The following is a 20,505-nucleotide window of genomic DNA, read 5'->3' as shown; positions in this document are numbered from 1 at the left end:
CCTTACTTAAATTGTTTGAGGAAACGTAAATCGTTTTCGAAGAATGCACGCAAATCGGTGACGCCATAGCGCAGCATGGTCAGACGCTCCATACCCATGCCAAAGGCGAAGCCGGAGTAAACTTCCGGATCGATACCGACATTGCGCAGTACGTTTGGATGCACCATGCCGCAACCCAGCACTTCCAGCCATTTGCCGTTTTTGCCCATCACATCCACTTCCGCTGACGGCTCGGTGAACGGGAAATAGGAAGGACGGAAACGAATCTGCAAATCTTCTTCGAAGAAGTTGTTCAGGAAATCGTGCAGCGTGCCTTTGAGGTTGGTAAAGCTGATGTTTTTGTCGACAATCAGCCCTTCCATCTGATGGAACATCGGCGTGTGGGTCTGATCGTAGTCGTTACGGTAGACACGGCCCGGCGCGATGATGCGAATCGGCGGCTGTTGATTTTTCATGGTGCGGATCTGCACGCCTGACGTCTGGGTACGCAGCAGACGCGTGGCGTCGAACCAGAAGGTATCGTGATCGGCACGCGCCGGGTGATGACCGGGAATATTCAGTGCATCAAAGTTATGGTAGTCATCTTCGATTTCCGGACCTGTCACCACCGCGAAACCCAATTCGCCGAAAAAGGTTTCGATACGATCGATGGTGCGGGTCACCGGATGCAGTCCGCCATTCTCAATCCGACGGCCTGGCAGCGAAACATCAATGGTCTCGGCCGCCAGTCGCGCGTTCAGTACCGCAGACTCCAGTGCATCTTTGCGTGCATTCAGACGTTCGGTGACCTGCTGTTTTGCTTCGTTGATCACCGCACCGGCTGCCGGGCGCTCGTCGGCTGGCAGTTCACGTAAGGTCGTCATCTGCAGGGTCAGATGGCCTTTTTTACCCAGATATTCGACGCGCACCGCGTCAAGGGCGGCGATATCTGTCGCCCCGTCGATGGCCGCCGTGGCGTTGGCCACCAGTTCTGCGAGTTGGGACATAGTTTCCTCTTTTTCCAGTCAGGCTGGTCAGTTCTCGTTGGGACCTGCCGGTCCAATATGCTAGCGCCAGAAACAAAAAAGCCTCCACGAGGGAGGCTTTCAGCGCGATTTTTCGTTTCTCTTCTTATGCGCAAAAGCCCCCGGATTCAGGCGCTAAAGTAAAAAAAGAAACGGAAAATAGCAGCATTCATGCTTGCGGTTACCTTGTCATGAACCATGAGGGCACTATTGAAATGCGTAGCGATGAAAATGTCAATCTTTTGCGCGGGTTACAGGCAATAAAAAAGGGAGCAAGCTCCCTTTTTCATCCGGCTTACGCCAGTGCTGATTTCGCTTTTTCGACCAGTGCAGAGAATGCCACTTTGTCGAATACAGCGATGTCAGCCAGGATCTTACGGTCAATCTCAATGGCTGCTTTTTTCAGACCATTGATGAAACGGCTGTAAGACATGCCGTTCTGACGTGCCGCTGCGTTGATACGCGCGATCCACAGCTGACGGAACTGACGCTTACGTTGACGACGGTCACGGTAAGCATACTGACCAGCTTTGATAACAGCCTGGAAGGCAACGCGGTAAACACGTGAACGTGCACCGTAATAGCCTTTAGCTTGTTTTAAGATTTTTTTGTGACGTGCGCGAGCAACTACACCACGTTTTACACGAGCCATTTAGCTCTCCTGTTTAATATTCTGAATGAATGAAAAAATTTACTTATGCGTATGGCAGGCAGGCAATAACCAGACCCAGGTCGCCTTTAGACACCATGCCTTTAGGGCGCAGGTGACGTTTACGCTTAGTAGATTTTTTGGTCAGAATATGACGCAGGTTTGCGTGTTTACGCTTGAAGCCGCCAGAAGCGGTCTTCTTGAAGCGCTTAGCCGCGCCACGTACAGTTTTAATCTTTGGCATTTTAAAAAATATCCACTTCGCATTGTTGATAACATGACCCAGACAGGCGAACAGATAACCGCACAGCGCGAACGCTGCGCGGTTAATGCTACTTGAAAGCCTACTGTTTCTTCTTAGGAGCGAGCACCATGATCATCTGGCGGCCTTCGATCTTCGAAGGGAAGGATTCGACAATGGCCAAATCCAGATCTTCACACAGGTCTTTACGGACGCGGTTAAGCACTTCCATACCGATCTGCTGGTGCGCCATCTCACGACCGCGGAAACGCAGCGTGATTTTGGCTTTATCGCCTTCTTCCAGAAAGCGAATCAGGTTGCGTAGTTTGACCTGATAGTCGCCATCATCGGTTCCAGGACGGAATTTGATTTCCTTAACCTGAATAACTTTTTGCTTCTTCTTCTGTTCCTTAGAAGATTTGCTTTTTTCATAGAGGAACTTGCCGTAATCCATAATGCGGCAGACCGGCGGTTCGGCATTCGGGCTGATCTCTACCAGATCAGCACCCGATTCCTCGGCTTTTTCCAAAGCTTCGCGTAATGTGACAATGCCAATCGGCTCGCCATCCATGCCTGTTAAGCGCACTTCAGTTGCGCGGATTTCACTGTTGATTTTGTTCGGACGCGTCGGTAATACTCGTTTTCCGCCTTTAATACTTTATTCCTCCAATTGGTGAAGATTTCGGCTGCGAATCTCTTGTTGAAGTTTCTCAACAAACACATCAACATCCATCGACCCAAGGTCTTTACCACGGCGGGTGCGAACGGCCACTTTGCCAGCTTCCACCTCTTTATCACCACAGACCAGCATATAAGGGACGCGACGTAATGTGTGCTCGCGGATTTTAAAGCCTATCTTCTCGTTTCTCAAGTCTGCTTTCACACGAATGCCAGCATTCTGCAACTTACGTGTCAAAGACTCAACATATTCCGCTTGTCCATCGGTAATATTCATTACCACGACTTGCAGCGGTGCCAGCCAGGTTGGGAAGAAACCGGCGAATTCTTCGGTAAGAATACCGATGAAACGCTCCATTGATCCCAGAATCGCACGGTGAATCATCACTGGCGTCTGACGATCGTTGTTTTCACCCACGTAGGTTGCTTCAAGGCGTTTTGGCAAGGAAAAGTCTAGCTGAACTGTTCCGCACTGCCAGGCGCGATCAAGACAATCGTACAAAGTGAACTCAATTTTAGGACCGTAGAACGCACCTTCGCCTGGCTGGAACTCAAACTCAATATTGTTTTCGTTCAGTGCGGCGGCCAAATCTTCCTCAGCACGATCCCACATTTCGTCGGTGCCAATACGCTTCTCAGGACGGGTGGATAATTTCACCACAATCTTTTCAAAGCCGAAGGTGCTGTACATGTCATAAACCATGCGGATACAGCTGTTAACTTCGTCACGTACCTGCTCTTCAGTACAGAAAACGTGTGCATCGTCCTGAGTAAAGCCACGCACGCGCATCAGACCGTGTAACGCACCTGACGGCTCATTGCGGTGACAGCTACCAAACTCTGCCATACGCAACGGCAGGTCACGATAGGATTTCAGACCCTGATTAAAGATCTGCACATGGCCAGGGCAGTTCATCGGCTTGATGCAATATTCACGGTTCTCAGAGGAGGTGGTGAACATCGCTTCTTTGTAGTTTTCCCAGTGTCCGGTTTTTTCCCACAACACGCGATCCATCATGAATGGACCTTTAACTTCCTGGTACTGATACTCTTTCAGCTTGCTGCGGACGAACACTTCCAGCTCGCGGAAAATGGTCCAGCCGTCATTGTGCCAGAAGACCATGCCAGGTGCTTCTTCCTGCATGTGGTAGAGGTCAAGCTGCTTACCAATCTTGCGATGGTCGCGCTTCGCCGCCTCTTCCAGGCGCTGCAGATAGGCTGCCAGTTGCTTTTTGTCTGCCCATGCGGTGCCATAAATACGCTGCAGCATTTTGTTGTTGCTGTCCCCACGCCAGTAGGCGCCGGAGATTTTTTGCAGCTTAAAGTGATGGCAAAAACGCATGTTCGGCACGTGCGGGCCGCGGCACATGTCGACATATTCTTCATGATGATACAAGCCAGGCTGATCATCATGGCTGATATTTTCATCCAGGATAGTGGTCTTATAGACTTCACCTCGCGCGGCGAAAACATCGCGCGCTTCCTGCCAGCTGACTTTTTTCTTAACGACGTCATAGTTGGTTTCAGCCAACTGATGCATGCGTTTTTCCAGCAGGTCGATATCTTCCTGAGTCAGGGTGCGATCAATATCGACATCATAATAGAAGCCGTTATCAATCACCGGGCCGATCGCCATCTTAGTATCCGGCCACAACTGCTTAATCGCATGCCCTAACAGGTGCGCGCAGGAGTGACGAATAATCTCCAGACCCGCTTCATCTTTGGCGGTGATGATCGCAACGGCAGCATCTTCAGTGATGGGATCGGCAGCATCAACCAGTTCACCATTGACGCGACCTGCGATGCAGGCTTTTGCTAATCCCGGGCCGATGTCCAGCGCGATATCCATAACGCTGACAGGGCGATCAAAAACTCGCTGGCTGCCATCAGGAAGCGTAATTACAGGCATTTCATATCCTTAATTGCAGTGGTAAGCCACACGAAAGCCTACATGCAACATCATGTAAATTTAATGACCTGGCGTAATGTCTGACCCACAGTGTCGGAATGTCGCCAGGATTGCAGTGCGGAACAGATGATAGCAGTTTTCCCCGACGAGAAAAACCCATGCCGTTTTCGCTAAGCCTCGGAGAGATCAAAAAAAGCGGCCTGACACACTGTCAGGCCGCCGCTAATGCTGCGATTGAAAAACCGCTTACATCGCGTAGGAGAGCATGATCGAGGTTTTGGTATCAGTACGATCCGGCGCAGATTCTGGCGGATTGTTGTTCCAGGTCACGTTGTAAGCCAGCTTCAGCGCGAAGTGACTGTTGATAGCGACCTGGAGGCCAGTTTCTGAGTTGAGGGTGGTGTCTTCGCCAAAGCTGCTCAGCACGGAAACGCCCTGCACAAATTTGGTGGTATCGGTCAGCTGCCACTGGTAGCTGATAGCACCGTAGCCCAGCGCTTTGGTTTCATGGCCCCCATCGTGGAAGTCATCGTAACGTACACCCGGACCAAATTCCGCGCGCAGTGAATGCACCGGACCGTTGAGGATCTGACGACCGTAACCGGCGGTCAGCACGTCACGGGAATCGTAGCCGTTGAAACGATCGCTTAACCAGCTCGCCTGACCAAACAGGTAGTCATAGGAGTTAAGGTTATAACGTGAACGGCCGCCGATGTTGTAAGTCTCAGACGAGCGCTCATCATTTGAAGAGGTGTTGGCGGCGTTGCCCCACAAACTGTATGCCATCGATGACTGATACCAGGTCATGTTGGTCTGAGCAGTCATGGATGAACTGGTGGTGTTACCGGTTTGCGCCAGGTAACCCGCAGAAGCGGAACCTTCAAATGGTTTTTTCGCCGTGGAAGGGTCATCCATTGAGGTGAATACGGCATTATCGGCCAGTGCCTGGTGGCAAAACGCTCCGGCGGAGAGCAAAAAAACAGCAGACAGCTTGTTAAAGGCTTTCATTAAATGTGATCCGTGCGACAGTTTAAAAAACGGAGAGTCTGAAGCGTTTTGCCCGGCAATCAACGCAATTTACGGTAAGTTTTGTAAAAGAATATTAACTTGCTCAAAATGCGTGGTATTGCTATGAAACCGCATGTTAATTGGGACTCCTCTGATTAACGCGGCGTATTATAGTGGTCCTTAATCGAAAATACAGCCGCTGCACGACAAGATTTTTCAGATCGTTACCGGCTGCGGTTGACAAAATTTTACTTTCTGACCACCGGTTGTGCTCTTAGCATCCCCTTCATAATTCGCTCATTTTTTCGGCATGGTCTACGCTCAGTTCAGTTTCTCTACCCTGAGGTGAATGATGAGCAGTAATTCGTTAACCCGATATATCGTGACGTTGCGCTATCAGGAGTCTGGCTTGAGTGACATTCTTGAGCTGACCGGAGCGATGACTTCCGCCGGATTTACCACCACCCTGACAGATGACGATGGGCACCCGCATGAACTGGGAACTAACAGTTTTGGTATTGTCACCACGCTGGATGAGGATGATCTCAGAGAGCAGGTGACGTCTGCGGGTGAAAGCGCGCTGGGACAAAAGCCGGACGTGACCGTCACCCCCTTTGAGCAGTACCTGCGCGACGCAGCCGATCATCGCCCTGCCGCTTCACCTGCAGAATAAAGGGTGCGTCAGCGCTGGTTTTGGTGAAGATTTACGCGCTACAATCGAACTTACGCAGCGAATAACGAGGATAGCCCGATGTGGTCAGCCATTAGTCGTCTGTTAAGCGAGCAGTTAGGCAACGCCGAAATCACTCAACGCCACGCCCTGCCCGGTGGCGATGTCCACCCTGCCTGGCGCATCCGCTACGGTGACCATGACGTGTTCGTGAAATGCAATAGTCGCGAAATGCTGTCGCTATTTACCTGGGAAGCCGATCAGCTTGCCCTGCTGGCGCGCACCCAGACCGTCACCGTGCCGAAAGTGTACGGTGTCGGGCATCATCGCGAAGAGAGCTTTCTGCTACTGGAATATATTGAGCCACGGCCGCTTGATCAGCAGAGTGCCTTTCAGCTGGGGCAACAGCTGGCGCATCTGCATCAGTGGAGTGAGCAAACCCAGTTCGGGCTCGACTTCGACAACAACATCACTACTACCCCGCAACCTAACAGCTGGCTACGACGCTGGTCGGTTTTCTTTGCTGAACAACGCATCGGCTGGCAACTGCAACTGGCGGCCGAAAAAGGCATTCAGTATGGCGACACCGAACTGATTATTGCCTGTGTGCAGCGGGTGCTGGCATCACATCATCCCCAGCCTTCCCTGTTGCATGGCGACCTCTGGCCGGCAAACTGCGCAGGTAGCGCAGCTGGCCCGTGGATTTTCGATCCCGCCTGTTACTGGGGCGACCGGGAATGCGATTTAGCGATGCTGAACTGGTTCCCGGATCTGCCACGGCAGATTTTTGAAGGCTACCACACCGTCTGGCCATTACCGGATGGCTTTTCGCAGCGTCAGCCGGTTTACCAGCTTTATTATCTGTTAAACCGGGCCAATGTGTTTGGTGGTCACTGGCTGGGTGATGCACAGTTCGCCATTGGTCAGTTACTTGACGAAGATGCGCTGGCGACTCGTCAGGCCAGACCGGCCTGACTGGCTCAGATAAAACCGAGCAGCGACAGCACGAAGTAGCCAGCAACGGCAATCACAATTGGCAGCACGTAAAGCGGGAAAATTTGCAGGAAAATGGTGTGGCGCGGCACCCGCACCTTCTCTTCCAGCTGCTGACGCGTGCGCCCTTCACTGCCTTTAACCTGCTCAAGAATCAACTGATCCTCAATCCCTTCTTTGATGTGGCGCGCCTGACGTCCCATCCGCGCACCTGACGACTCCAGCGCCAGCCCGACAAAAATCAGAATGTAGATCAGCCAGAACCCGAGGTTCATCTGGCCGTTAAACGCCGGTACCGGCGAGTTATGCCAGAAAACGTTAAGGAATGGCGTGTTAAACCGGATCATATCGATCATAACGTGAACAAAATCGAGCATTACGGCGTCAATGCCAGGCTGCTTCTCACTGTGCTTAAACATAAAGCTCAGCACAGAAATAATGGTTGAAAGCAGCGCCAGTAAAAAAATCACCCAGCCAGCCACACGCTTGAGGATGGCGATGCGGCCAGCCTGTTGATAGGTCATGATATCTCCTGAACCCTGAATCCAATTTGCTGTAAGTCTACCTGCCAATGGCGAAATTTCCCAAATAAAGCGTGGCGGGCTGCACATCGACCTGTGACCAGTTGAACATGCTAAAGTAAAGCGAACTGTATAAGGAGACTTCAGATGCCCTATCACCGCCCCGTTCTCGCCGCGCTGTTTGACATGGATGGATTACTGATTGATTCAGAGCCGCTGTGGGACCAGGCAGAAATGGATATTTTTTCAACGCTGGGTGTCGATTTGTCACGCCGCAGTGAATTGCCTGACACGCTCGGCTTACGCATCGATCAGACCGTGCGCATGTGGTACGAAACTCTGCCGTGGCAGGGTCCCAGCCAGCAGGAGGTGACGCAACGGATCATTGCCCGGGCGATGGCGCTTATTGAAGAGACCCGCCCGCTACTGCCTGGCGTTGAGTCTGCACTGCAACTCTGCCGGGAGCACAACCTGAAAATCGGTCTCGTCTCTGCTTCGCCGATGGCGATGCTGGAACGGGTACTGGAGATATTCAATCTGCGCCCCTACTTTGACGTGCTCTCCTCGGCGGAAGCACTGCCCTACAGCAAACCCCATCCGCAGGTTTATCTCAACGCGGCCAGTGATCTGGTGATCGATCCGCTGAACTGCGTGACGCTGGAAGACTCTTTTAACGGCATGATTGCCACCAAAGCGGCACGAATGCGTTCGATTGTGGTACCTGCCGCGGCCCACCGCCACGACCCGCGCTGGTCGCTTGCCGATGTCAGGCTGGACGATCTGACCTCTCTCTCGCTGGCCGATTTACAGGGGTAGTTACAGCCCGCCGTCAGGCGGGCTGTTCCATTTATTCCATCGGGCTATTGATCTACTCCACAAATAAATAAAACAACGTTTCATTTTTATTGAATTCATATCCCACTCTGCCTAAGATGCCCGAACAGTCCCTGTCCCGGGGCATACTTAACCTGATCTGCAGAGAGGCCTGAGATGAACGTTCGTCAAAGCATTCACAGTGATCACGCCAGACAGCTCGACACTGACGCGCTGCGTCGCGAGTTTCTGATTGAGACGATTTTTACTGCCGATAACTACACCCTGACCTACAGCCATATCGACCGCATCATTATCGGCGGCGTGATGCCGGTGAATAACCCGGTCACCATTGGCGATGAAATGGGCAAACAGCTGGGTGTCAGCTATTTCCTGGAGCGCCGCGAACTGGGCATGATCAATATCGGCGGGCCAGGTCTGGTGGAAGTAGATGGCAAACGCTGGGAAATCGGCCATGAAGAGGCGCTCTATATTGGCAAGGGCGCGCGTAATTTAGTGTTCAGCAGTCTGAACCCGGCGCAGCCAGCGAAGTTCTACTACAACAGCGCACCGGCACATGCCACCTTCCCGGATAAAAAAATAACCTTACAGGAAGCGTCTACCGCCACGCTCGGCGATCCCGCCACCTCTAATCGCCGCACCATCAACAAATTTATCGTGCCGGACGTGCTACCCACCTGTCAGCTCACCATGGGCTTAACCAGGCTGGATGAAGGCAGCCTGTGGAACACCATGCCGTGCCACACCCATGAGCGCCGCATGGAGGTCTATTTCTATTTCGACATGAGCGAGGAGAGCGCGGTGTTCCACATGATGGGCGAACCGCAGCAAACCCGTCACCTCCTGGTGCATAACGAGCAGGCGGTGATCTCGCCTAGCTGGTCAATCCATGCGGGTGTTGGCACGCAGCGCTACACCTTTATCTGGGGCATGGTGGGCGAAAATCAGGTCTTTGATGACATGGACCACGTCAAAATCAGCGAACTGCGCTGAGCAGAGGAGAAATATCATGGTACTGAATGCGTTTAGCCTGGAAGGAAAAGTGGCGCTGGTGACCGGCTGTAATACCGGTCTGGGACAGGGTATGGCGCTGGGCCTGGCGCAGGCGGGATGCGACATTGTTGGCGTCAACCGCGAGGGTCCGGACGAGACCCAAAGCAAAGTGGAAGCGCTGGGCCGCCGTTTCTGGCCGGTACAGGCTGACCTGATGAAAACGGCGGTGGTCGGCTCAGTGGTTGAACAGGCGCTGGCCGCAGCGGGTAAAATCGACATTCTGGTGAATAACGCCGGGATTATCCGCCGCGAGGATGCGCTGAATTTCAGCGAGCAGGACTGGGATGATGTGATGAATCTCAACAGCAAAAGTCTGTTCTTTCTGTCACAGCAGGTTGCCCGACAGTTTATTGCCCAGGGTAACGGCGGCAAGATCATTAACATTGCGTCGATGCTCTCCTTCCAGGGCGGGATTCGCGTCCCGTCTTACACCGCGTCAAAAAGTGCCGTGATGGGACTGACCCGACTGATGGCCAACGAGTGGGCGAAGCATGGCATTAATGTCAACGCCATTGCGCCCGGCTACATGGCGACCAATAACACTGAACAGTTACGCAGCGACGAGGCGCGTAGCGAAGAGATTCTGGGCCGTATACCGGCGGGTCGCTGGGGCGTGCCGGATGACATGATGGGACCGGTGGTGTTCCTGGCATCCGCCGCCTCCAACTATGTTAATGGCTATACGCTGGCGGTAGATGGCGGCTGGCTGGCACGCTGATCTATCTGGCGGACAATGCGCAACGCTTGTCCGCCTTCAATAAGCAATTATTAACGCTTCGTTACAGCGTCACATGTTCTCATTCACTGGATAAATCCCTATACTGGATGCATTGACAGTTTTCTTTGCAGCCAGGTTCCATCATGACGGCCGAGGGCCATATCATTTTCGCCATTGCGAGCGCCATATTCGCCAAACGTGCTGAACTTACGCCAGTACTGGCGCAGGCAGACTGGTGGCATCTCGTTCCATCAGCCCTGCTGACCTGCCTGTTGCCCGACATCGATCATCCTAAGTCGGTGTTGGGACAGCGGCTACGCTGGCTCTCTCATCCGATTGCGCGCGCCTTTGGTCATCGGGGCTTTACCCACAGTTTACTGGCGGTCGCCGCCGGGCTGTGGCTGTTCCAGATCAATCTGCCCAGGGAGTCCCCGATTCCTGCCGATGTGTTACAGGGGCTGACGCTGGGTTATCTCAGTCATATTGTCGCCGACATGCTGACGCCGGCGGGCGTCCCGTTATTGTGGCCCTGCCGCTGGCGCTTCCGTCTCCCTATTCTGAAAAGTCAGAAAGGCAACCAGCTTGAGCGAGCTTTATGTCTCGGCCTGGTTGGCTATGCGCTGTGGTTCCCGGTGGGTATGCCTTCGTTTGGTGCAAACGGCTGGCCTGCTCAGCTCTTCGATACCCTGCAAAACGGTGTCGGCCGGCTTATTTCCAGCCAGACTGCGCATTAAACCAACAAATTCAGCCAATAAGTTATAAAGCATTCCATTTGGATATAAGGCCTGCACCCTCTCCTGCTGCTAACATTCCCGCAGTCTTCATTCGTGATTAACATTATGCGGTTTTCCCGACACGGAAAGCCGCATTACTCTGGAGTTTCAGTATGGACCTTCCCTTAACGCTTAACCTCGTCGCCTTTGTGGTGCTGCTGGTGTTGCTCTCGCGCTTTAGCCGCAACAACTGGAGCCTGTCAAAGAAAGTGCTGACCGGTCTGGTGATCGGCGTACTGTTTGGCCTGGTGCTGCAGCTGATATACGGTGAAAACAGTGCAGTCGTTAAAACCTCAATCAGCTGGTTTAACATCGTCGGAAATGGCTATGTTCAGCTGCTGCAGATGGTAGTGATGCCGCTGGTGTTTGTTTCGATTCTGAGTGCGGTTGCCCGGCTGCATAACGCCTCCGCGCTGGGTAAAATCAGCGTACTGACCATCGGCGTGCTGCTGTTTACCACCGCTATCTCCGCGCTGGTCGGCGTGTTTGTCACCGGCCTGTTTGGTCTGAGCGCGGAAGGTCTGGTGCAGGGTGTGCAGGAGACGGCGCGTCTGAGCGCCATTCAGAGCAACTACGTCGGCAAGGTTTCTGACCTGAGTGTGCCGCAGCTGGTGCTTTCCTTCATTCCAAAGAACCCGTTCGCCGATCTTACTGGCGCTAACCCAACTTCAATCATCAGCGTGGTGATCTTTGCTGCCTTCCTCGGCGTGGCCGCGCTGCAGCTGCTGAAAGATGATGAAGTCAAAGGTCAGCGCGTGCTGGTAGCGATCGACACGCTGCAGTCGTGGGTGATGAAGCTGGTCCGTTTAGTCATGAAGCTGACACCGTACGGCGTGCTGGCTCTGATGACTAAAGTGGTGGCCGGTTCGAATCTGCAGGACATCATCAAACTGGGAAGCTTCGTGGTTGCCTCTTATCTTGGCCTGGCGATTATGTTTGGCGTCCACGCGCTGCTGCTGTCGGTGAACGGCATTAACCCGATGCGTTTCTTCCGCAAAGTGTGGCCGGTGATTACCTTCGCCTTTACCAGCCGCTCCAGCGCCGCCAGCATTCCGCTGAGCGTCGAGACGCAGACCCGTCGCCTTGGTGTGCCGGAGTCAATTGCCAGCTTCTCCGCCTCTTTCGGTGCCACGATTGGTCAGAACGGCTGTGCCGGTCTCTATCCGACCATGCTGGCGGTGATGGTTGCACCAACCGTGGGCATCAATCCATTTGACCCGCTGTGGATCGCCACGCTGGTCGGGATTGTGACGCTGAGCTCTGCCGGCGTGGCCGGTGTCGGTGGCGGTGCCACGTTTGCCGCGCTGATTGTGCTACCCGCGATGGGCCTGCCGGTAACGCTGGTCGCACTGCTGATCTCCATCGAACCGCTGATCGATATGGGCCGTACCGCACTGAACGTCAATGGCTCAATGACGGCCGGTTCCCTGACCAGCCGCTGGCTGGGTCTGACCGATAAGCGCGTGCTGGAAAGCGATGAACATGCCGAACTGGCACATCGTTAATCCATGCTAAACCTGGCGCGCCTGCGCCAGGTTTTTTCTCCTCTCCTGCCTTGTTCTCTCCATAATTTCCCCGCTTGATGGCGACGTTGTTAAGAAAGCGTTAAGCATGGTAAACAGGCGAAAATTCGCTGCTTTAGCGCTTGTCTTTAGTCGGTAAAAAGCCAATCCTGCGTGGAGTCTTATGAGGAGAATGCCCGATGAAAAAAGTTATCGCCTCACTGCTGGCGTTAACGCTGTTAACCCCGGCTATCGCTTTTGCTCATCCTGGCGGATGGGGCCCACACGGCGGACCGGGTCCTCACTGGGGCGGTCCCGGTCCGGTGCGCTTCCTGCCTGAAGCCGCCACGGCAGTGCTGATGGGTGGCCTGACTTACTATCTGCTTAACGGTAATTACTATCAGCGCCACGGCGAGGAGTATGTGGTGGTGGAGCCACCTGAAGAACATCGCGTTAGCGACGATATGCGGGTACTGGACTTCAACGGCAAACGCTTCTATGTGCAGCAGGGACACTACTATCAGCGCCAGATAGATGGCGACTACGTCGAGGTTCCGCGCCCGGCAGGGTTATAAGCCGCACCACAACGAAAAACGGCCCGTCAGATGACGGGCCGTTTATGATTCAATTGGGGCTTTATAGCGAAGGACTTACTGCTGAACCTGCGGATCAGTATCGTATTCCGCACAGCTCTGGAAGCCGTAGTTCATTACGCGACCGGTGTCGTTGTAGCTCACGAAGTAAGTCTGTGCTTTGCCATCACGCTGGCCCAGAACATAGGTCTGGCAGGTGCCGCGCGCGTGAACCATGGTGATTTCTGTTGACGGTGTGCCAGCGATCTGACGAACCTGGTCACGGGTCATCCCTTTTTTAACATCCTTTACCACAGGCTTAGTCACGTAGCTTTCAGCGCGGTCGTAAGTCGTACAACCAGACAGGGCAGCCAGCGTCAGCGCCGCAGCGATACATCCCATCACTTTATTCATCTTGTTGTTCCTCATTTATTGTCCATGTGCAGACAAGCCTGGAACATAAATTCAGGTTTATCAAGTTTATGGCGAACTTTTAATGCGCTGACAATCGTCAGGATTTCGTAAAGAAGGCTGTTTTGCTGTCAACGGCCACGTATAATCAGCGCGAAAAAAACGGCGCCTTTGGCGAAAATAGTGCATCTGCAGGGTGCAGCTTGCCTTCAATGGTAGTGCCAGGGCGGGCTCCGGCACCCGTTACCGTTCGCGAAGGCGTTGTCTGCCTGCTGTTCACCCATCGCTTCCGATACTGAGGATAAATGACACCTGTACATTCCAACCGGCTGGTTTATGCCATCACGCTGGGCCTGCTGGCCGCACTCGGCCCGCTGTGTATCGATCTCTACCTGCCCGCGCTGCCTCAGCTGGCCCGCGATCTGCACACGGAAACCGCCTCGGCGCAACTCAGTCTGACTGCCGGATTACTTGGCCTGGGCGCCGGTCAGCTGGTGTTCGGTCCGATGAGCGACAAATTTGGTCGCCTGCGTCCGCTGGCGCTGTCACTGGTATTGCTGTTTATCGCCTCGATCGGCTGTGCGCTGGCACAGGATATTCATCAGCTGCTGCTGGCCCGCCTGTTTGAAGGCTTAGCCGGTGCAGGTGGAGCGGTGTTATCACGCGCCATCGCCCGTGACATGTACAGCGGGCATGAGCTGACCCGCTTCTTTGCCCTGCTGATGCTGGTAAATGGTCTGGCCCCGATTGCTGCCCCGGTACTCGGCGGCGTGCTGATGACGGTGCTTAACTGGCGCGGCATTTTTGTGGTGCTCGGCTGCATTGCCCTGCTGCTGATTTTGCTGGCGCGCTGGAAACTGCATGAAACCCTGCCCGATGCGCGACGCAGCAAAGGCTCGATTTTCTCCGCCTATGCCGCGCTGGGCCAGGTCATTACCCATCGTCCTTTCATGGGCTTCTGCCTGACCCAGGGCTTTATGATGTCCGGGATGTTTGCCTATATCGGCGCCTCACCGTTTGTGCTGCAGCAACTCTATGGACTTTCGCCACAGGCGTTTAGCTTCTGCTTTGCGGCCAACGGAATCGGGCTGGTGATCGCCTCTCAGACCAGTGCCCGTCTCTGCCCGCTGTGGGGAGAATATCGGGTGCTGAAAGGCGGGCTGACGCTGGCCTTTGTCGCCTCCAGCCTGCTGCTGCTGGCCGCGCTGACGCAGGCACCGTTACCGCTGCTGCTGGTGGCGCTGTTCTTTACTATTGCCAGTAACGGGGTAATTGCAACGACCGCGTCCTCACTGGCGATGCAGAGCCAGGGCCATCGCGCCGGCAGCGCCTCGGCAGTGATTGGCGTCACCATGTTCACCCTGGGCGCCATCACCGTGCCGATTACCGGCATTGGCGGCACCTCAGTGCTGAGCATGACCGCCACCATTTTTGGCTGCTTTATGCTGGCGATCCTGATGTTCATTGTGCTGGCAAAAAAACCGCTGCTCCAGGTGAAAACTGTCTGATTTCGCAACGGTTAGCTGAAATCGGCTGCCGCTTTGGCTTGTTGTTTTCGCTGAGTCACGTTAGCTTTAATAAAACGTTCGCATCGAGCCGACGGGCCACTGACCTGAGGAGAAGTTCATGTCACTGCAGCAGGAAATCATTGAAGCACTGGGCGTCAAGCCACTATCGACGCCGATCACGAAGTGCGCGTTAGCGTCGATTTTCTTAAAGCCTATCTGAAGCGGCACAGCGGTATTAAGACGCTGGTGCTGGGGATCAGCGGCGGTCAGGACTCGACCCTCGCGGGCAAGCTGGCGCAGATGGCGATCAGCGAACTGCGCGAGGAGAGCGGCGATAGCGACTACACCTTCATCGCGGTGCGCCTGCCCTACGGCGTGCAGGCCGATGAGCAGGATTGTCAGGATGCGCTGGCGTTTATTCAGCCCGACCGCTCGCTGGTGGTTAATATCAAAGAATCCGTGCTTGCCAGTGAACGGGCGCTGCAGGCCGCTGGCATTACCCTGTCTGACTTCGTGCGCGGCAATGAAAAAGCGCGTGAGCGAATGAAAGCTCAGTACAGCATCGCTGGCATGACCAAAGGCGTGGTGGTCGGCACCGACCATGCGGCTGAAGCGGTCACCGGTTTCTTCACCAAGTATGGCGATGGCGGTACCGACATTAACCCGCTGTTCCGTCTCAACAAACGCCAGGGCAAACAATTGCTGAAGCAGCTAGGCTGTCCGGAACACCTCTACCTGAAGAAACCCACCGCTGACCTGGAAGATGATCGTCCCGGCCTGCAGGATGAAGTGGCGCTGGGCGTGACCTACGAGATGATTGATGACTATCTGGAAGGCAAAACCATCGACCCGGATAGCGCAAAAATCATTGAAGGCTGGTACCAGAAAACTGAGCACAAACGTCGCCCACCGATTACCGTTTTCGACGACTTCTGGAAGTAAACCCGTCCCTCCCTTGCTGCGGCAAGGGAGGCTTTTCCCTGCCTCATCCCGTTGATAGCAATATGCCTGCTAATGTGACACGCGCCACCCTGATCGGTCTGATCGCTATTCTGCTCTGGAGTACCACGGTTGGCCTGCTGCGCAGCGTCAGCGAAGCCTTTGGCGCGACCGGCGGTGCTGCCCTGATCTACACCACCACCGCCCTGCTGCTCTGTATCACTCGCGGTCTGCCCAAACCCGGCGCGATGTCTGCCGCCTACTTAGCTATCGGCGGTGCGCTGTTTGTCGGCTACGAAATCTGTCTGGCGCTGGCGATTGGGCTGGCCAGCGATCGCAGTCAGTCGCTGGAGCTGGGAATGATCAACTATCTCTGGCCCTGCCTGACGGTGGTGCTGGCAATCCCGTTTAACCAGCAGCGCTTTCGCCTGTGGTTGTGGCCGGGACTGGCGCTTTCTCTGCTGGGCATCGTCTGGGTGATGAAGGCCAACGGCGGTGGCTCACCCGCTCTGATGTGGCAGAACCTGTTACGTAACCCAACGGCTTATACGCTGGCGTTTATCGCCGCCATCACCTGGGCGCTCTACAACAATATCACCCGTCGCTATGCCCGGGGCGCGAATGGGGTCACGTTATTTTTTATCCTGACCGCGCTGGCGCTGTGGTGCAAAACCTTCCTGAGTGCCCCAGCGGCACCGATGCAATTCGCGCTGTTGCCGCTGCTGGAAGTGCTATTTGTCGGGGCGTCGACCGCTATTGCCTATTCCGCCTGGAATCACGGCATTCAGCACGGCAATCTGACATTGCTGGCAACCGCCTCCTACTTCACACCGGTTTTTTCCGCCCTGCTGGCTTCCCTGTGGCTGGGCCTGACACCACCGCTGGCCTTCTGGCAGGGCGTGGCGATGATCACGCTCGGTTCGCTGATCTGCTGGCTGGCAACCCGGCGTCTCTGATCGGATGGCTGGCGATCATTTTTTGAACAACGTTAACCCAATGATTTTGCGGGTTAAATTAATCAGTGAAGGCATTTCCCATGGCTTATTTTCTCCATGAGAAACAATGCACATAACAGCATGTTTTGTTTGGTAATTGACAATATTGTTTACTAAAGGAGCATTAACCATTAGGTTAGTAAGGCCATAGGACGGACATTAACCAAAAGGAACAGGTTATGTACTACAGCAAAGAAATTATCACTTATTTGCAGTCCAATAACATCCTTGCGTTAAAACTCGACCACGCGTTAACCGGCGTCGGAAACGCGGTATCAAATCAGATTGAAACGATAGGCGCTGGCGCCAGACGTGCGCTCTATTACACCTCCTGCTTTACTAAAGAATATCAGGATGTCTGTCAGCAACAAAAGACAGACGATCTTCGATTCAAAAAAGGTATTATTTATTTTCTGCTACATGACGATGTTGTGTATCAAATGCTAAAGATATATTTCGAAGAAATATTCAAGCATAAGACATCCGAACAACTAGAACACATCAAACAAATGCTAATGGCTGTAAATATACATATTGCCGCCAGTTCGCTGACAAATGCTGGATTTGCGTTAGCAACAGCGTCATCTGTCGCTGCAGGCATGAATCTAAGTCTTGAAATCAGTGCGCTCGTAGGACGAAGAACGGGGCAGATTGTTGGAGTTATGGGTTTATACGGCATTGTTCAGAAAGCGGCAGATAGCGCGCATCGCCTTCACATTTCTAATCCAGCTTATTATTCAGCGCTATATATTCAAGAGCTAGAAATGATGTATTTCCTTATAGAACCATTGTTTGAGCGCGCTGCGGCGCTTAATGCACAATGGGTATCGGATAATGAAGTGGTAGATATCATAACTAAGATGATTAGATAATGATGACAAGTTTCATTAAAAGGTTTTTCAGGCGGGTATTCAGGTCGTTAATTTCGTATTATGGCCCGACCGCGCTGACCATAGCATTTGCAGTGGCCCAGGCTTTATTATTCCCGAACAGCCCACTCTGGCTCCCCCCCTATTCTTTGTGTTTTTGATGATAGGTTTATCGATATATGAAATTGTAAAGCTCAAACGCTAAATATCCCAATTTTTAACACACTTTTATAAGGAAATTACGTGTCTGCTCCCGCACATTTATGGCTTGATGATGAAAACGGATCTCCGGTAGTCGGAGGCTGCATGATGCCACTGCGCCTGGGGTCTATCGAGTTAAAATCATTCTCTCATGGTGTAACTATCCCGGTCGATCCGAACTGGGGAAAACTGACAGGTACGCGTGTCCACCGTTCTATCACGATAGTGAAGGAGTTTGATCAAACGACTCCACTCTTGTACAGAGCTGTCTGCGAAGGCCGGACCATGAAGCAGGGAACAATCAGAATGTATCGCACCCTCGAATCAGGCATTGAGGCTGAGTATTTCAATATCATTCTGGAAAATGTCAAAATAACAACGGTTGCGCCATATCTGTCTCCTAACGGTATGAGTAGCACTCATCTTGAAACGCTCGAATTACGCTATGAGGCGATTACCTGGAAATATACGGACGGTAATGTGATCTACCGCGATACATGGAATCAACTCGCGACATATTGAAATAAAAAAGCCCGGCACTCGCACCGGGAAATGGGTGTTGGCTTAATTTACATAACACAGCAAAACAGACTTGAAGTAACGGCTCTTTGTCCTGTATAGGGAAAGGTTTCAGACAACAAGGGCCATAATCTTGTATTGGTCAAATGATACCTGATGCCGATTGCATGCTTTCGTCACCCACCTCTTAAAATAATTAAATTTCATAGAGTTAGCCTTGAAAAAGAGATGTTCGATATTAATGATCCCGATGTTGATCACCCTGGCACCTGCATTAGCAATAACCATCCGTTCTGCCGCCTGGAACCATTCTATGTGGCTGGCGATCATTTCACCTGCCTGTTATGCTGTATGGACAACCAGTAAATGGAGTCCATCTTGGTCAGACGTGCTGCAACGCACCGCCTCGAGTTCGACGCGGCTGCAATTTATCAATATCCCGAACACCTGCGTGAGTGGCTGGAAGGTCTGCCCAATCAGCCTGGCGTCTATACCTTCCACGGCGAAAGTGATTCGCTGCCGCTCTACATTGGCAAAAGCGTTAACCTGCGCTCGCGGGTGATGTCGCATTTCCGTACCCCGGACGAGGCGAAAATGCTGCGCCAGTCGCGGCGTGTCAGCTGGATCCCGACCGCGGGCGATCTCGGCGCGCTGCTGCTGGAAGCGCAGATGATTAAAACGCAACAGCCGCTGTTTAATAAGCGCTTGCGTAAAAACCGCCAGCTCTGTTCATTGCAGATCACCGACGGTAAACCGCAGGTGGTCTACGCCAAAGATCTCGACTTCAGCCAGTCGCCCAACCTGTTTGGCCTCTATCGCAGCCGCTTTGCTGCGATAGAGCGGCTGAAGCAACTGGCCGATGAATATCAGCTCTGTCACGGTTTGCTTGGGCTGGAAGCGCTCAGTGCTCAGCGCGGCTGTTTCCGTTCAGCGCTGCGCCGCTGCGCCGGTGCCTGCTGCGGCAAAGAGCCGATCAGCGATCATCAGGATCGGTTGCTGGAAGCGCTGGAAAATGTACGGGTCTTTTGCTGGCCGTGGCAAGGCGCGGTCGGGCTGGTCGAGGAAGGCAAGCAAATGACCCAAATCCACGTCATCGATCACTGGTTTTACCTTGGTTCGGTCAGCAATATCGAGGAGGCGAAAACGTTGCAGCGTCCCAAAGGGGGATTCGATCACGACGGTTACAAGATCCTCTGCCGTCCGATTCTGTCGGGCGATTATCCTATCCTGCCGCTGTAAATAAAAAAACCGCCGGCCCCTGCCCACTGAGTGTCAGTGGGCAGGGCCGGCGGTCTCAGACCGTTCGCTTAACGAAAATTATTCAGCGGGTGCGGCTGGCGGTGCCATTTTGTCATCGTGCGGACGTTTCTCGGTCAGACGCTTCTCGAAGTTGGCGTTGTATTGCTTCTTCTGCTCTGGTGTCAGCACGTTATAGAGTTTGTTCTGGGTTTCCAGCATTTTCAGCGCATGCTCTTTCGCATTGGCGGTCATTTTTTCCGCCTGCGCTTCAGCTTTGCTCTGATCGAAGCTGTCAGCGGCAACAATGCTGTGCATCGCACGGCGCTCTTCCAGCGACGGACGTTTCATCTCTTTGTGGCTCTCTTTCATGATGTCACGCATCCGGGTTTTTTGTGCGTCGGTCAGGTTCAGACCTTTAAACATCATCTCCATGCCGCCGTGACGCATTGGCGGTTTATGCATCGCTTTTTCACTGCCGGCTGGCGGTGGCGTCAGGTTATCAGCAGCGGCGTGAACGGCGCTGGCCGCGCCAAATGCCAGTGAAGAAGCCAGTAACAGGGAAGTCAGTTTGCGCATAATAGTGTCCTTATTGATTCGGGATTATGACGACAGCACTCTGTCGCGTCTTCGGAAACAAGCATACGATGCTGAACGTCAACTACTCAGAGGCTGAGTAAAGCCGTGAAAGCATAAAAGACA

Annotated in this window: 24 protein-coding genes, 1 pseudogene and 1 other annotated feature; of the genes and pseudogenes, 14 read left to right on the top strand and 11 right to left on the bottom strand. The window is 53.4% G+C overall.

The genetic code is table 11. From position 1 onward, the window contains the following. Positions 1–2: 2 nt before the first annotated feature. From pheS to HA41_RS07840, 7 genes are all read right to left on the bottom strand, one after another. Entirely contained in the window at positions 3–986 is a 984-nt protein-coding gene (pheS, locus tag HA41_RS07865; protein ID WP_094120303.1) for a phenylalanine--tRNA ligase subunit alpha, read from the bottom strand. Positions 987–1,057: 71 nt separating this feature from the next. Beyond that, positions 1,058–1,182 (bottom strand) — a sequence feature (Phe leader region). Further along, positions 1,133–1,177 (bottom strand): pheST operon leader peptide PheM, encoded by a 45-nt coding sequence (gene pheM / locus HA41_RS21180; protein WP_106120997.1) that lies wholly within the window; start codon positions 1,175–1,177, stop codon positions 1,133–1,135. Its footprint overlaps the feature before it by 45 nt. 117 nt (positions 1,183–1,299) lie before the next feature. Further along, complete coding sequence (gene rplT / locus HA41_RS07860; protein WP_003853267.1) at positions 1,300–1,656, bottom strand: 50S ribosomal protein L20; 357 nt, start codon at positions 1,654–1,656, stop codon at positions 1,300–1,302. Between the two features lie 43 nt (positions 1,657–1,699). Next, positions 1,700–1,897 carry a 50S ribosomal protein L35 gene (gene rpmI, locus HA41_RS07855; protein WP_004157374.1) on the bottom strand — a complete coding sequence of 66 codons (198 nt, stop codon included), beginning with the start codon at positions 1,895–1,897 and terminating at the stop codon, positions 1,700–1,702. A 100-nt stretch (positions 1,898–1,997) separates the two neighbouring features. Further along, positions 1,998–2,549, bottom strand: a complete 552-nt coding sequence (infC, locus tag HA41_RS07850; RefSeq protein ID WP_094120302.1) for a translation initiation factor IF-3 — start codon at positions 2,547–2,549, stop codon at positions 1,998–2,000. 3 nt (positions 2,550–2,552) lie between these two features. Beyond that, positions 2,553–4,481, bottom strand: coding sequence for a threonine--tRNA ligase (thrS, locus tag HA41_RS07845; protein WP_094120301.1), 1,929 nt, complete (start codon positions 4,479–4,481; stop codon positions 2,553–2,555). A 246-nt stretch (positions 4,482–4,727) separates the two neighbouring features. Next, positions 4,728–5,489: a DUF481 domain-containing protein gene (locus HA41_RS07840; RefSeq protein WP_094120300.1), complete on the bottom strand. Its 762-nt coding sequence runs from the start codon at positions 5,487–5,489 to the stop codon at positions 4,728–4,730. A 352-nt stretch (positions 5,490–5,841) separates the two neighbouring features. On the opposite strand from HA41_RS07840, the gene ghoS reads away from it, so the two are divergent. Both ghoS and HA41_RS07830 read left to right on the top strand, forming a co-directional pair. Beyond that, the gene (gene ghoS, locus HA41_RS07835) at positions 5,842–6,162 is read left to right on the top strand and encodes a type V toxin-antitoxin system endoribonuclease antitoxin GhoS (protein WP_094120299.1); all 321 of its coding nucleotides are present in this window, start codon (positions 5,842–5,844) and stop codon (positions 6,160–6,162) included. 78 nt (positions 6,163–6,240) lie between these two features. Continuing rightward, positions 6,241–7,134 (top strand): fructosamine kinase family protein, encoded by an 894-nt coding sequence (locus tag HA41_RS07830; protein WP_094120298.1) that lies wholly within the window; start codon positions 6,241–6,243, stop codon positions 7,132–7,134. 5 nt (positions 7,135–7,139) lie between these two features. Here HA41_RS07830 and HA41_RS07825 read toward each other — a convergent pair whose 3' ends face one another. Next, positions 7,140–7,676 carry a YniB family protein gene (locus HA41_RS07825; RefSeq protein WP_094120297.1) on the bottom strand — a complete coding sequence of 179 codons (537 nt, stop codon included), beginning with the start codon at positions 7,674–7,676 and terminating at the stop codon, positions 7,140–7,142. Between the two features lie 144 nt (positions 7,677–7,820). On the opposite strand from HA41_RS07825, the gene hxpB reads away from it, so the two are divergent. The 6 genes from hxpB to HA41_RS07795 all read left to right on the top strand — a co-directional run bounded on the left by hxpB (position 7,821) and on the right by HA41_RS07795 (position 13,128). Beyond that, positions 7,821–8,489, top strand: a complete 669-nt coding sequence (gene hxpB, locus HA41_RS07820) for a hexitol phosphatase HxpB (RefSeq protein ID WP_094120296.1) — start codon at positions 7,821–7,823, stop codon at positions 8,487–8,489. 174 nt (positions 8,490–8,663) lie between these two features. Next, positions 8,664–9,500: a 5-dehydro-4-deoxy-D-glucuronate isomerase gene (gene kduI / locus HA41_RS07815; RefSeq protein ID WP_094120295.1), complete on the top strand. Its 837-nt coding sequence runs from the start codon at positions 8,664–8,666 to the stop codon at positions 9,498–9,500. Positions 9,501–9,516: 16 nt separating this feature from the next. Then, positions 9,517–10,278 carry a 2-dehydro-3-deoxy-D-gluconate 5-dehydrogenase KduD gene (gene kduD, locus HA41_RS07810; protein ID WP_094120294.1) on the top strand — a complete coding sequence of 254 codons (762 nt, stop codon included), beginning with the start codon at positions 9,517–9,519 and terminating at the stop codon, positions 10,276–10,278. Between the two features lie 143 nt (positions 10,279–10,421). Next, the gene (locus HA41_RS07805; RefSeq protein WP_094120293.1) at positions 10,422–11,012 is read left to right on the top strand and encodes a metal-dependent hydrolase; all 591 of its coding nucleotides are present in this window, start codon (positions 10,422–10,424) and stop codon (positions 11,010–11,012) included. Between the two features lie 152 nt (positions 11,013–11,164). Next, positions 11,165–12,556 carry an L-cystine transporter gene (locus HA41_RS07800; RefSeq protein WP_094120292.1) on the top strand — a complete coding sequence of 464 codons (1,392 nt, stop codon included), beginning with the start codon at positions 11,165–11,167 and terminating at the stop codon, positions 12,554–12,556. Between the two features lie 197 nt (positions 12,557–12,753). Further along, positions 12,754–13,128 carry a DUF6515 family protein gene (locus HA41_RS07795; protein WP_094120291.1) on the top strand — a complete coding sequence of 125 codons (375 nt, stop codon included), beginning with the start codon at positions 12,754–12,756 and terminating at the stop codon, positions 13,126–13,128. Positions 13,129–13,203: 75 nt separating this feature from the next. Here the strand turns inward: HA41_RS07795 and osmE are convergent, their stop codons facing one another. Continuing rightward, positions 13,204–13,539, bottom strand: coding sequence for an osmotically-inducible lipoprotein OsmE (gene osmE / locus HA41_RS07790; RefSeq protein ID WP_010245718.1), 336 nt, complete (start codon positions 13,537–13,539; stop codon positions 13,204–13,206). Positions 13,540–13,841: 302 nt separating this feature from the next. On the opposite strand from osmE, the gene HA41_RS07785 reads away from it, so the two are divergent. The 5 genes and pseudogenes from HA41_RS07785 to HA41_RS07760 all read left to right on the top strand — a co-directional run bounded on the left by HA41_RS07785 (position 13,842) and on the right by HA41_RS07760 (position 18,570). Continuing rightward, entirely contained in the window at positions 13,842–15,044 is a 1,203-nt protein-coding gene (locus tag HA41_RS07785; RefSeq protein ID WP_094120290.1) for a multidrug effflux MFS transporter, read from the top strand. A 118-nt stretch (positions 15,045–15,162) separates the two neighbouring features. Further along, positions 15,163–15,986 (top strand): annotated as a pseudogene (gene nadE, locus HA41_RS07780) (ammonia-dependent NAD(+) synthetase). A 62-nt stretch (positions 15,987–16,048) separates the two neighbouring features. Further along, on the top strand, positions 16,049–16,939 hold the full coding sequence (gene yddG, locus HA41_RS07775; protein ID WP_094120289.1) for an aromatic amino acid DMT transporter YddG: 891 nt from the start codon (positions 16,049–16,051) through the stop codon (positions 16,937–16,939). Between the two features lie 218 nt (positions 16,940–17,157). Next, positions 17,158–17,850 (top strand): hypothetical protein, encoded by a 693-nt coding sequence (locus HA41_RS07770; RefSeq protein WP_094120288.1) that lies wholly within the window; start codon positions 17,158–17,160, stop codon positions 17,848–17,850. Positions 17,851–18,090: 240 nt separating this feature from the next. Continuing rightward, positions 18,091–18,570, top strand: a complete 480-nt coding sequence (locus HA41_RS07760) for an Hcp family type VI secretion system effector (RefSeq protein ID WP_094120287.1) — start codon at positions 18,091–18,093, stop codon at positions 18,568–18,570. 108 nt (positions 18,571–18,678) lie between these two features. Here the strand turns inward: HA41_RS07760 and HA41_RS07755 are convergent, their stop codons facing one another. Next, positions 18,679–18,897, bottom strand: a complete 219-nt coding sequence (locus HA41_RS07755; protein ID WP_094120286.1) for a hypothetical protein — start codon at positions 18,895–18,897, stop codon at positions 18,679–18,681. Positions 18,898–18,945: 48 nt separating this feature from the next. Between HA41_RS07755 and cho the strand changes: the two genes are divergently transcribed. After that, positions 18,946–19,806, top strand: a complete 861-nt coding sequence (gene cho / locus HA41_RS07750; protein ID WP_094120285.1) for an excinuclease Cho — start codon at positions 18,946–18,948, stop codon at positions 19,804–19,806. Positions 19,807–19,884: 78 nt separating this feature from the next. Here the strand turns inward: cho and spy are convergent, their stop codons facing one another. Next, entirely contained in the window at positions 19,885–20,382 is a 498-nt protein-coding gene (spy, locus tag HA41_RS07745; RefSeq protein WP_094120284.1) for an ATP-independent periplasmic protein-refolding chaperone Spy, read from the bottom strand. Positions 20,383–20,505: the final 123 nt, after the last annotated feature.

This window comes from Pantoea conspicua, from assembly GCF_002095315.1.
Classification (GTDB): domain Bacteria; phylum Pseudomonadota; class Gammaproteobacteria; order Enterobacterales; family Enterobacteriaceae; genus Pantoea; species Pantoea conspicua.
This window is presented reverse-complemented; position numbering and strand designations above follow the sequence as displayed.